This window comes from Collimonas sp. NPDC087041 (assembly GCF_044745265.1).
GTDB lineage: Bacteria > Pseudomonadota > Gammaproteobacteria > Burkholderiales > Burkholderiaceae_D > Collimonas.
On record NZ_JBIUZX010000015.1, the window covers coordinates 79,541 to 90,132 of the forward strand.

General features: G+C 58.1%; 13 protein-coding genes and 1 other RNA gene. 5 read left to right on the forward strand and 9 right to left on the reverse strand.

What is annotated here, in order from left to right:
• Nucleotides 1-256 precede the first annotated feature (256 nt).
• Complete coding sequence (locus ACIPF8_RS22215) at nucleotides 257-571, reverse strand: c-type cytochrome (RefSeq protein WP_061532409.1); 315 nt, start codon at nucleotides 569-571, stop codon at nucleotides 257-259.
• 162 nt (nucleotides 572-733) lie between these two features.
• Here ACIPF8_RS22215 and ACIPF8_RS22220 point away from each other — a divergent pair, with 162 nt between their 5' ends.
• The 4 genes from ACIPF8_RS22220 to ACIPF8_RS22235 all read left to right on the forward strand — a co-directional run bounded on the left by ACIPF8_RS22220 (nucleotide 734) and on the right by ACIPF8_RS22235 (nucleotide 4,437).
• A complete protein-coding gene (locus ACIPF8_RS22220; protein ID WP_400425491.1) occupies nucleotides 734-970 on the forward strand; it encodes a TIGR04438 family Trp-rich protein in 237 nt (78 codons plus the stop codon).
• Between the two features lie 74 nt (nucleotides 971-1,044).
• On the forward strand, nucleotides 1,045-1,938 hold the full coding sequence (locus ACIPF8_RS22225; RefSeq protein ID WP_400425493.1) for a LysR substrate-binding domain-containing protein: 894 nt from the start codon (nucleotides 1,045-1,047) through the stop codon (nucleotides 1,936-1,938).
• A gap of 3 nt (nucleotides 1,939-1,941) precedes the next feature.
• On the forward strand, nucleotides 1,942-2,781 hold the full coding sequence (lgt, locus tag ACIPF8_RS22230) for a prolipoprotein diacylglyceryl transferase (protein WP_400425496.1): 840 nt from the start codon (nucleotides 1,942-1,944) through the stop codon (nucleotides 2,779-2,781).
• A 78-nt stretch (nucleotides 2,782-2,859) separates the two neighbouring features.
• The gene (locus tag ACIPF8_RS22235; RefSeq protein WP_400425499.1) at nucleotides 2,860-4,437 is read left to right on the forward strand and encodes a malonyl-CoA synthase; all 1,578 of its coding nucleotides are present in this window, start codon (nucleotides 2,860-2,862) and stop codon (nucleotides 4,435-4,437) included.
• On the opposite strand, the gene ACIPF8_RS22240 is transcribed toward ACIPF8_RS22235, so the two are convergent.
• From ACIPF8_RS22240 to ACIPF8_RS22260, 5 genes are all read right to left on the reverse strand, one after another.
• Nucleotides 4,424-4,888 (reverse strand): EVE domain-containing protein, encoded by a 465-nt coding sequence (locus ACIPF8_RS22240; RefSeq protein ID WP_400425502.1) that lies wholly within the window; start codon nucleotides 4,886-4,888, stop codon nucleotides 4,424-4,426. The genes ACIPF8_RS22235 and ACIPF8_RS22240 overlap by 14 nt on opposite strands.
• An 89-nt stretch (nucleotides 4,889-4,977) precedes the next feature.
• Nucleotides 4,978-5,158: non-coding RNA, 6S RNA (gene ssrS, locus ACIPF8_RS22245), on the reverse strand.
• 111 nt (nucleotides 5,159-5,269) lie between these two features.
• Nucleotides 5,270-5,581 carry a cell division protein ZapA gene (locus tag ACIPF8_RS22250; protein ID WP_400425505.1) on the reverse strand — a complete coding sequence of 104 codons (312 nt, stop codon included), beginning with the start codon at nucleotides 5,579-5,581 and terminating at the stop codon, nucleotides 5,270-5,272.
• The gene (locus tag ACIPF8_RS22255) at nucleotides 5,578-5,793 is read right to left on the reverse strand and encodes a DUF904 domain-containing protein (protein WP_400425508.1); all 216 of its coding nucleotides are present in this window, start codon (nucleotides 5,791-5,793) and stop codon (nucleotides 5,578-5,580) included. Before ACIPF8_RS22255 ends, ACIPF8_RS22250 begins: the two co-directional genes overlap by 4 nt.
• Nucleotides 5,794-5,865: 72 nt before the next feature.
• Nucleotides 5,866-6,372, reverse strand: coding sequence for an FUSC family protein (locus ACIPF8_RS22260; RefSeq protein WP_400425512.1), 507 nt, complete (start codon nucleotides 6,370-6,372; stop codon nucleotides 5,866-5,868).
• 308 nt (nucleotides 6,373-6,680) lie between these two features.
• Here ACIPF8_RS22260 and ACIPF8_RS22265 point away from each other — a divergent pair, with 308 nt between their 5' ends.
• A complete protein-coding gene (locus ACIPF8_RS22265; protein WP_400425515.1) occupies nucleotides 6,681-7,898 on the forward strand; it encodes a lactonase family protein in 1,218 nt (405 codons plus the stop codon).
• Between the two features lie 39 nt (nucleotides 7,899-7,937).
• On the opposite strand, the gene ACIPF8_RS22270 is transcribed toward ACIPF8_RS22265, so the two are convergent.
• The 3 genes from ACIPF8_RS22270 to ACIPF8_RS22280 all read right to left on the reverse strand — a co-directional run.
• Entirely contained in the window at nucleotides 7,938-8,162 is a 225-nt protein-coding gene (locus tag ACIPF8_RS22270; RefSeq protein ID WP_400425518.1) for a formate dehydrogenase subunit delta, read from the reverse strand.
• Nucleotides 8,162-8,992, reverse strand: coding sequence for a formate dehydrogenase accessory sulfurtransferase FdhD (fdhD, locus tag ACIPF8_RS22275; RefSeq protein ID WP_400425521.1), 831 nt, complete (start codon nucleotides 8,990-8,992; stop codon nucleotides 8,162-8,164). Before fdhD ends, ACIPF8_RS22270 begins: the two co-directional genes overlap by 1 nt.
• 28 nt (nucleotides 8,993-9,020) lie before the next feature.
• Nucleotides 9,021-10,592, reverse strand: a 1,572-nt coding sequence (locus ACIPF8_RS22280) for a molybdopterin oxidoreductase family protein (RefSeq protein ID WP_400425523.1), incomplete at its 5' end; no start/stop codon positions are given.

Below are 10,592 nucleotides of genomic sequence, written 5' to 3' on the forward strand. Positions count from 1 at the left end.
CCGCGTGGATCGGCCGTCAAATGCAACTCGTAGGGTGGGCACTGGTGCCCACGTGGAAGGTCGGTCAGTCGCTGAGCAAATTCGGCGTGGGCAGAAATCTGCCCACCCTACAACTCGGCGAAAGCATTCCGGCCCTGCCGGGGCGCTTTTTTGTTGGATGGCCGCGTGGATCGGCCGTCAAATGCCGCACTGTGAAATCCACAGGCAAAAAAAAAGCGCTCTTGCGAGCGCCTTTCTTCATAGTGTCACTGCGGTCTTACTTCAGCGACAAGATCCATTTGACCAGAGTATGTGCCTCGGCTTCGCTCACTTGCGGATTCGCCGGCATCGGGATCGCACCCCAAGTGCCTGTGCTGCCCTTCAGGACTTTTTGCACCAGCATGTCTTCAGCGCCTTTTTGACCGGCAAATTTCGCGGCAACATCCTTGTATGCCGGACCGACCACCTTGTTTTGCACCGAGTGACAGGCCAGGCAATTCTTCGCCTTTGCCAGATCGAGGCCGGCATCAGCCAGCGCAGAACCCGATACCGTTGCACCGAGCAACGCACAGATCAACAAAAAACGTTTCATGCTTATCTCCGTCAAAAAAAGTGTTCCCATCTTACCTGCCGGAGAGCATTGTCTCATATTCGGGAATCACCTACCTACATCTTGATTTCGACATATTAGACCAGCATACGTTGACCGCCGCTACCTTTCCTTCTATCCTTTCGGCAAACAAAAGGGAATACCATGCCACTGATAATCATTATCGTTTTGCTATCTGCACTCAAATACTTTGAGGTCGGGCCGTTTGCCAGCATATCGTGGTGGTGGATTGCAGCCCTGATGGCGGTCGCCTTTATCTGGTTCGAATTCCTGGAACGCATGCTTGGTCGTGACAAACGCAAGGCGCATGAAGCCATCGAGAAAACCCGACAGGAACGGGTCAAGAAAACCTTTGAAAACCATAAACGTCCTGGCCGCTGAGTTGACCGGGATTTCTACTAGCGCGCCAAACACAAAGCCGGGAAAAAGCCGGCTTTTTGTTTGGCGGCATTGATATGAACATAGAACTGCGGCAATTGCGTTATTTCGTCGCCGTTGCCGAAGAGCGGCATTTCGGCCGTGCCGCCTTGCGCTTGCACATGACGCAGCCGCCGTTGTCGCAGGCAATCCAGGCGCTCGAGGCCAACCTGGGCACGCCGTTGTTTGCCCGCACCAAACGCAGCGTCGCGCTGACACCGGCCGGCCTGGCGCTGCTGCCGGAAGCGCAGCGCCTGCTGCAACAAGCCGGCGCCCTGCCTGATCTGGTGCGGCGCGCCGCTTCCGGCGAATCCGGCCTGCTCACGCTGTCCTTTGTCTCCACCGCCGATTACAGCATCCTGCCGCCGTTGCTGCGCGCGTTCAGGGAAACCTACCCAAGCGTCCAGATCGACCTGCAGGAAGCCACCAGCGACCTCCAGCTGGCGCAGTTGATGGCCGGACGCATCGACGCTGGCCTGCTGATCCCACCGCTGCCGGACAAGGAAAAGCTGGCGCTCGATTATCTGCCGGTATTATCCGAACCGCTGGTGCTGGCCGCCCCAACCGGGCTCAAGGCGTTGCGCGGCAAGGGCCGGATCGCACTGAGTTCGGTGGCCGACATGCCGTTGATCATTTTCCCGCGCCGCATTTCGCCGGGCTTCCATGACACCATCCTCGGCTGCTTCCGCGCAGCCGGCCTGACCCCCGATATCGGCCAGGAAGCAATCCAGATGCAAACCATCGTCGGCCTGGTATCGGCTGGCATGGGAATCGCGCTTGTGCCACAATCGGTGTCGAACCTGCAACGCCCGGGGGTCGACTATCGCGAATTACAGGACGCCACACCGCTGGTCGAGACCGGCCTGGCCTGGCGCCGCGATAATGTTTCACCGGTGCTGCAAGCTTTTTTGGAATTATTAAGAAAGAAATAAAACATGCTGATTCATCCCCTGCCCGATCCGATTGCCTTTTCATTAGGCCCGCTCCATGTGCGCTGGTACGGCCTGATGTACCTGCTGGCCTTCATCCAGTTCATCTGGGTTGGCCGCATCCGGATCAAGCAACCGCATATCGCCGCCGCCGGCTGGAAAAAAGAGGACATCGACGACATGCTGTTCTATGGCGTACTCGGGGTGGTCATCGGCGGCCGCCTGGGGCAGGTGTTTTTCTATGATCCGGTCTATTATTTTTCCAACCCGGCGGAAATCATCGCGGTGTGGAAGGGCGGCATGTCGTTCCACGGCGGCTTTATTGGGGTCCTGATTGCAATGGCCTTGTGGGGCCGCAAATCCGGCCGCAAATTGATGGACATCATGGATTTCATCGCACCGATGGTGCCGCTCGGCTATGCCGCCGGCCGTCTCGGCAATTTCATCAATGGCGAACTGCCGGGCCGCGTCGTATCCGATCCGTCGCTGCCATGGGCCATGATCTGGCCGAACGTCGACAACCTGCCGCGCCATCCTTCGCCGATCTACCAGATGCTGGTCGATGGCATACTGCTGTTCATCATCCTCTGGTTCTTCTCGCGCAAGCCACGTCCGCGCATGGCGGTAGCCGGCATGTTCTCGCTGCTGTATGGCTGCGCCCGCTTCTTCACCGAATATTTCCGTGTGCCGGACTACAACGTCACCTTCGGCGGCATCACGATTTCCGCCGGCCAGATGTTGTCGGTGCCGATGATCATATTGGGCATCATATTGCTGGTCATCGCCTACAGAAAACCACTTGTCTACGGCGGCCCTGCCGAAGTCCCGAAACAATCCGCAAGCTGACCCCGCATCAATTGCGCTTGCCGGCCTGCCTCGCAGATCGGCAAGCCGCAGCCCCTTGACGCTTTACCACTCCCACTCATGAACGCTAACCTCTACGCCCTGTTCGCATCGCGCTTTCCCGCCGATCAATCCGCCTGCTGCATCGAAACCCACGACGGCCAGTACTACACCTGGGGCGATGTCGAGCGCGCTTCGGCCAGGATCGCCAACTTGCTCACGAGCTTGAATCTTCCGAGCGGCGCACGGATTGCGGTGCAGGTAGAAAAGTCGCCGGAAGCATTGATCCTCTACCTCGCGACATTGCGTGCCGGTTTCGTCTACCTGCCGCTGAATACCGCTTACCGTGCTGCGGAAATCGAGTACTTCATCGGCGATGCCGAGCCGGCGGTGTTCGTCTGCTCGCCAAAGAATTTCGGCTGGGTGGCGCAGATTGCGTTCAAGGCAGGTACCCAACACCTGTTCACGCTGGACGAGATCGGCAGCGCCGGTTACGGCAAGAACTCCGGATCGCTGCTGGCTCGCGCGATGCATCATCCTGACCGGTTCGAGACTGTTGAAAAACAGGCCGACGACCTGGCCGTCATCCTGTACACCTCTGGCACCACCGGACGCAGCAAGGGCGCCATGCTTTCGCACGGCAATATCGGTTCGAACGCCCAGGTACTGCAGCAATACTGGCATTGGCAAGCCGGCGACGTGCTGCTGCATGCGCTGCCGCTGTTCCACATCCACGGCTTGCTGGTGGCCGCCAACGGCGCACTGCTGAACGGCAGCAAGATGATTTTCCTGCCGAAATTCGACGCCGCCGAAGTACGCCGCCAACTGCCGCGCAGCAGCATCTTCATGGGCGTGCCGACTTATTACGTGCGCCTGTTGGCAGACAGCAGCTTCGATCGCGAGACCTGCCGCAATGTGCGCCTGTTCATCTCTGGCTCGGCGCCTTTGCTGGCCGATACCTTCAGCGAATTCTCGGCGCGCACCGGGCACACCATACTGGAACGCTACGGCATGAGCGAAACCGCGATGCTGACCTCCAATCCATATGACGGGGAGCGGCGCGGTGGCACTGTCGGCATGCCACTGCCCGGTGTGTCACTGCGTTTGATGCGCAGCGACGAAGCCGGTCACAGCACGCTTTGCGGCGCTGATGAGATCGGCGATATCCAGGTCAAGGGACCGAATGTATTCCAGGGCTACTGGCGCATGCCGGAAAAGACGGCGGAAGAATTTACCGCCGATGGCTATTTCAAGACCGGCGACGTCGGCAAGTTCGACCGCGACGGTTATCTGGCGATCGTCGGTCGCAGCAAGGACCTGATCATTTCCGGCGGTTACAACGTCTACCCGAAAGAAATCGAAACCGTGCTGGACGATATCGACGGCGTGCTGGAATCGGCGGTGATCGGTGTACCGCACGCCGATTTCGGTGAAGCGGTAACGGCAGTGATCGTGAAACGCCCGAATGCCGAGCTGACCACAAGCGGTGTGATCGAATTGCTGAAATCGACGATCGCCAATTTCAAGGTGCCCAAGCAAGTCTTCTTCGCCGAAGAACTGCCGCGCAATACGATGGGCAAAGTGCAGAAAAATGTGCTGCGTGAGCTTTATGCGATGCCGGCGACGCCAACTGAGGCACCCGGCATCACGCCTTCATAAGCTTATTGGTGATGTGCCGCCATTCGGCGGCGCTGACCGGCGTGATCGAGAGTCGATTGCCGCGTTGCAGGATACGCATGTCGGCAAGCGGCTCCTGCTCGCGCAATTCGGCCAGGCTGATCAGCCTGGTTTTCTTTAACGCGCGCACGTCGACCAGCATCCAGCGCGGCTCTTCGCGATTCGCCTTGGGATCGAAGTATTTACTCTTGGGATCAAACTGGGTCTCGTCCGGATAAGGCGTACTGGCCACTTCCGCCAGTCCCGCGATACCGGGCACCGCACAGCCCGAATGATAGAACAGCACGCCGTCGCCAACCTGCATCGCATCGCGCATGAAATTGCGCGCTTGATAATTGCGTACGCCATACCAGGCAATCGTTTGCTTGGGCAGGGCCAGCACGTCATCGATGCTGGCGTCGTCCGGCTCGGATTTCATTAGCCAATAATTCATTTCGTCGATCCGCTACGAGGTAGAAAAGAAATACTAGAAATTCCAGAAAATAAAAAAGGCGGTTGCACTTTTGTGCAACCGCCTCTGAATACAGTCCCGCCTGTGCCGCTTTGCCGGCATCCTGAACCAAAGCGATTCAAGTTGGCCGCAGTTAGTTCAACTTCGGGCTCATCGGACTAGCGACGCTCACACCTATCGAACAAAATTCCGCAGCCGTTGCGTATAAATGGTTCAAGGATTTTATGGCAATCGCGAACACGGCAGGAGTGATTAGTGTACCCCAAACGATTCCCAAGTCAAATGCTTTTGGCAAAAGTTTTTATTGCGCGTGGTTCGCAAGCGCCCGCAGCAAGCCGTGCCCCGGGAAGATGCCAAGTTATTTCAGAACAGTGCTTCCTGGGCCGCCAGCGCTTCGTCGAGAACGTCATGCATGGTCGCGATTTGCTGATTCACCTCGGAAACGGTCAGGTCCGCCAACGGGCCGACAGGCGATTTTGTCGCCAATAGCTCGGCAGCAATGCCCAGTGCAGCAATGACTGCGATGCGATCATTACCGCGGATTTTTCCGGCATCGCGGATGCTGCTCATTTTTCCATCAAGGTATTTCACCGCCTCCTGCAGCGCGGCCTCTTCGCCCTCCTTGCACGACAGCGTGTAGGGTTGGCCCATGATGTTGACGCTTAACTGGCTCATGCAACCTCCTGATCTTGCGGCAATGCCGGCATTTTTTCGAGTAAAGCAGCGACGCGCAGGTGGGCTTCGTCGATACGACGCGCCAGCTCTGCATTTTCATCCTGCAATACGACTGTACGATGACGCAAATCGGCGTTTTCGCGCCGCAACGCGTGCGTCAATTCGGCCAGTTGGCGGATTTTTTCTGATAATTGGTGGAAGTCTGAAATCATTTTGTCACTATAGTGTTGCTAAGGAATTTACGTCAATAGATTCGGTCAATGAATGTCTCGCCAAGCCATCGGCTAATGCGGCATGCCCAGCCGCTTGAGCGCATACGAGTATGCCAGCGACTGCAATAACGCAATGGTGCTGCCGGCAATCACTTCGCCGACCCGCAGCAGCGCATACTGCAATTCCTGATGTAAGCCTTTGCCGCCGATCGCCGCCGACATCAAAATGACAACAGTCGCCGGTCCCAGGCGCCAGTTGCTTGGATAGTTATGCAACAGCATCGCCACCAGCACCGATATTGCCAAAGCAACCAGCATCGACAGGAATCCCGGCCCAAGCAGCACCAGCGCCAGACAGGCGACGACACAGCCATTCAGCGTATTGATGAGCCGTGCCCGGAAATTCGCCTTGGCCAGGGTAACATCCGGCTCGGTCACAATAATCAATGAAATCATGGCCCAGTACGGCTCATGCAAACCCAACGCACGCAGTCCATACCAGGCGATCAACGATCCGGTAAGAATCTTGACCAGATAAACCAGCGCATTTTTCCTGGGACTGATGAATTGAAATTCCATGAAATCGGGAGCCTGTGATCGAGCTTGCATGCAGCAAATAACAATGAACTGCGAATAAACCGCGACTGAACTGCAAATGATCTGCGCCGCAACATAATGCAACATGCACTGCACCGCGGCAGCCATTTTAGCCGAGAACGCGGTTTGCCCGAGATTTCAGTTGGCGGCAATATAACAACGCCCGTCGCCACTCGACTTCTTGTTCGTGCATATGATGTGCGTTGCTATTCTGTCTGGATCACCCTATATTCGTGGCTAACAAGAATCCGGCGCGCCCCCGCAACACGCCGCCCGCCATCGGAGACCGCATGCAAAACACCTTATCCGCCATCCGCCTGTCCGCAAGGATGGCCCTTCTATCCATCGCATTGACAACCATGACCAGCATGCCGCTACACGCCGAGAATGCAACGCCTCCCGCCCCCGCGCCGTTCGCCTATGTCGGCACATACAACCCTAATGGCGAAGGGGTGTATCTGTTTCGCGTCGACCAGCAATCGGGCGCATTGCAGCGCGTCAAACTGGTCAGCCAACTGCCGAATGCGGCGCAACTGGCCATGGATGCAACAGGCAAGACCCTGTATGTGGCCAGCGAAGTCGCCAATTACAAAGATAGCAAGCATGGCGCCGTGGCCGCCTATGCAGTCGATCGCACCGACGGCTCGCTGACGTTACTGAGCCAGCAGGATTCACAAGGCGCGTCGCCGGTTCATGTGTCGCCGGCGCTGCAAGGAAAGTATCTGTTCACGGCCAACTACGGTAGCGGCTCGGTCGCAGTATTCCCACTCGGCGCCGACGGCAGCCTGCAAGCAGCCGTAACAACGCAACAAAGCACAGGTCCGGCCGGCGCGCGCCAGCCCGAAGCCGCGGTTGAAGGAAGTTTTGCCGTCAGCGGCCATGACGGTCCGCATGCACACATGATCGCCAGCGACCCAAGCGGCCGCTTTGCCTTTTCCACAGACCTGGGGCTGGATCGCATCTATCAATGGCGCTTCGATCCGGCCAACGGCAGCCTGCAGCCGAATACGCCGGCCTTCATCGATGCCTCGTCGGCCGGCGCCGGTCCGCGTCATTTCGTATTTCACCCGAGCGGGCGATACGTCTACCTGATCAACGAAGAGGCTTCGACCCTGACGCTGTATCACCTCAACCAGGCCGACGGCAGCTTGCAGGAAAAGCAAACCGTCTCGACGCTGCCGAAAAATTTCAAGGGAACCAGTTTTGCATCGGGGCTAGTCATCAGCGACGACGGTCGCTTTGTGTATGCCGCCAATCGCCTGCACAACAGCATTGCGCAGTTTGCAGTGGGCGCCGAAGGCAAGCTTGAATGGCTGGGGGAAACCTGGACCCGCGGCGATTATCCACGCACCATAGCGATTGAACCGCAAGGACGTTTCATGTATGCGTTGAACCAGCGTAGCGACAACATCACCCAGTTCGCGATCGACAAGGCCAGCGGCAAGCTGGAATTCATCGATCGCTATACTGCCGTGGGCAGTCCGTCGCAGATGGTGTTTGCGCGCTGATTGGCCCGTGCCGGCGGCACGACCGGATCAACCCTTTGATTATTTGAGGATGCCGCCGTGCAGCCGCAGCGCCTCAAGCACCAGATCGTTGAGATCGCTGCCGCCCTGCTGCTCGATATGCTGCAGCAATTCGCGCCGCATGCGCGGCTCCCAATTGCGCTTCAGGTGATTGGCGAAATCCGACATCGCTTGCGGCCGGTCTGGCATGGTTTCAAAAAAAGAACCGATCTGGTTCGCCATTGTCACCAGGTGCTGCACATTCATCAGATTGCCCTTTCCAAACGCTGGGAATGGGCATACGCCACATGGCCCGTCTGTCGCACAAAACCCAGCAAAGTCACGTTGGCCTGCTCGGCCAGGCGGATCGCCAGCGCGGTCGGCGCCGATACGGCGACGATAAAGCCGATACCCATCGTCGCCGATTTCTGCACCATTTCATAACTGGCGCGGCTGGTGATCAGCACTGCCCCGTTTGCAAAATCATGCTTCGGATTTCTTTGCGCCAGCGCGCCGATCAGCTTGTCGAGCGCATTGTGCCGGCCGACATCTTCGCGCACTACCGAGATAGTGCCGTCCGCCTGTAGCCAGGCAGCGGCATGCGTGGCGCCGGTGACCTGCTGCAAATGCTGCTGCTTCTGCATGGCGGCCATGGCCGCATAAATCGTCGACGCTGAAAAACGCACATCGCACACCACCGCCGCCGGCTTGCGCACCGCCTGCTGCAGGGTTTCCGCGCCGCACAGACCACAGCCGGTACGCCCGGTCAGGTTGCGGCGTTTCTCCTTGAGGGCAACAAAGCGTTCCGTGGCGATCTGCATCTGTACCTGGATACCATCGGTGGCTTCGACAATCTCGCAATCGAACAACTCGCTGCGATCCTGCAAAATGCCTTCCGTCAGCGAAAATCCCAGCGCAAAATCTTCCAGGTCCGCCGGCGTTGCCATCATCACTGCATGGGAAATGCCGTTGTACTCCAGCGCCACAGGCACTTCTTCGGCGACCACATCGCGCCTGCTGCTGACGCCAGCGTCGTTCCAACGCTCGACGTCGACATCAATGCTGGTGGTGAATTCTGGTATGCCCATATCGCTCATCTCTACTTTCTGCTCCTGCTCTGCGTCGTCACTTGGTGACCGCCGCCTCCAACTGTCCCTGCAGCAATTTCAACTGCTGCTCGGTGAAACGGCTGAATTGTGTCTGCCACGCCGACGGCTGGCTGACCGGCATCACCTGCACCGCAGTGACCTTGTATTCCGGACAGTTGGTGGCCCAGTCCGAATTATCGGTGGTAATCACATTGGCGCCCGATTCCGGGAAATGGAAGGTAGTGTAAACCACTCCCGGCTGCACCCGCTCGGTCACTGTTGCGCGCAATACCGTCTGCCCTGCCCGCGATTCGATGCCAACCCAATCATCGTCCTTGATGCCACGGTCTTCGGCATCGTGCGGATGGATCTCCAATCGGTCTTCGCTGTGCCACTGCACGTTGTCGGTGCGCCGGGTCTGGGCGCCGACATTGTATTGCGACAGGATGCGGCCGGTAGTCAGGATCAATGGATACTTCTGCGTGACCTTTTCATCGGTAGCGAAATACTGGGTGTTGATGAATTTTCCTTTGCCGCGCACAAACTGGTTGATGTGCATGATCGGCGTGCCCTCCGGCGCGGCGTCATTGCATGGCCACTGCAAGCTGCCGGCCTGTTCCAGTTTGGCGTAGCTGACACCGTGGAAAGTCGGCGTCAACGCCGCGATCTCATCCATGATCTGCGAAGGATGCGTGTAGTTCATCGGATAGCCGAGCGCATTCGACAATGCCACCGTGACTTCCCAATCTGCCTTGCCGGCCTTGGCCGGCATCACCTTGCGCACGCGCGAGATGCGGCGCTCGGCGTTGGTGAAGGTGCCGTCCTTTTCCAGGAACGATGAACCCGGCAGGAAAACATGGGCGTACTTGGCGGTCTCGTTGAGGAACAGGTCCTGCACCACAATACATTCCATCGCCGCCAGTGCGGCAGTCACATGCTGCGTGTTCGGATCGGACTGGACAATATCCTCGCCTTCGCAATACAAGCCCATGAAGCTGCCATCGAGCGCCGCATCGAACATGTTCGGAATCCGCAAACCCGGTTCGGGACTCAGGGTGACACCCCACGATTGCTCAAACTCGCCGCGCACCGTGCTGTCCGAGACATGCCGGTAACCCGGCAGTTCATGCGGGAACGAACCCATGTCGCAGGAGCCCTGCACATTGTTCTGGCCGCGCAAGGGATTGACGCCGACGCCTTCGCGACCGACATTACCAGTCGCCATTGCCAGGTTGGCGATGCCGATCACCATGGTGGAACCTTGCGCATGTTCAGTTACGCCGAGGCCGTAATAGATGGCGCCATTGCCGGCGGCGGCATATAAACGCGCAGCGCCACGCAGTTCAGCTGCGGGCACGCCAGTGACCTCGGCCATCCGTTCAGGCGAGTTCTCAGGACGCAACACGAATTCTTTCCAGTCTGCGTACGATTTCTGATCGCAACGCTCAGCAACGAAATCTTCCTTCTGCAAGCCTTCGGATAAGATGACATGCGCCAGCGCCGTGATCAGCGCGACGTTGGTGCCGGGCCGCAGCTTCAAGTGATAATCGGCCTGCACATGCGGCGACTTCACCATCTCGGTAGTGCGCGGATCGACCACGATCAGCTT

Excerpts from the sequence above, each read along its gene's own strand:
- ACIPF8_RS22215 (WP_061532409.1), bottom strand. The coding sequence starts at position 571 with ATGAAACGTTTTTTGTTGATCTGTGCGTTGCTCGGTGCAACGGTATCG.
- lgt (WP_400425496.1), top strand. The coding sequence starts at position 1,942 with ATGCTGATTCATCCCCTGCCCGATCCGATTGCCTTTTCATTAGGCCCG.
- ACIPF8_RS22235 (WP_400425499.1), top strand. The coding sequence starts at position 2,860 with ATGAACGCTAACCTCTACGCCCTGTTCGCATCGCGCTTTCCCGCCGAT.
- ACIPF8_RS22255 (WP_400425508.1), bottom strand. The coding sequence starts at position 5,793 with ATGATTTCAGACTTCCACCAATTATCAGAAAAAATCCGCCAACTGGCC.
- ACIPF8_RS22225 (WP_400425493.1), top strand. The coding sequence starts at position 1,045 with ATGAACATAGAACTGCGGCAATTGCGTTATTTCGTCGCCGTTGCCGAA.
- ACIPF8_RS22270 (WP_400425518.1), bottom strand. The coding sequence starts at position 8,162 with ATGAATGTGCAGCACCTGGTGACAATGGCGAACCAGATCGGTTCTTTT.
- ACIPF8_RS22265 (WP_400425515.1), top strand. The coding sequence starts at position 6,681 with ATGCAAAACACCTTATCCGCCATCCGCCTGTCCGCAAGGATGGCCCTT.
- ACIPF8_RS22220 (WP_400425491.1), top strand. The coding sequence starts at position 734 with ATGCCACTGATAATCATTATCGTTTTGCTATCTGCACTCAAATACTTT.
- ACIPF8_RS22240 (WP_400425502.1), bottom strand. The coding sequence starts at position 4,888 with ATGAATTATTGGCTAATGAAATCCGAGCCGGACGACGCCAGCATCGAT.
- fdhD (WP_400425521.1), bottom strand. The coding sequence starts at position 8,992 with ATGAGCGATATGGGCATACCAGAATTCACCACCAGCATTGATGTCGAC.
- ACIPF8_RS22250 (WP_400425505.1), bottom strand. The coding sequence starts at position 5,581 with ATGAGCCAGTTAAGCGTCAACATCATGGGCCAACCCTACACGCTGTCG.
- ACIPF8_RS22260 (WP_400425512.1), bottom strand. The coding sequence starts at position 6,372 with ATGGAATTTCAATTCATCAGTCCCAGGAAAAATGCGCTGGTTTATCTG.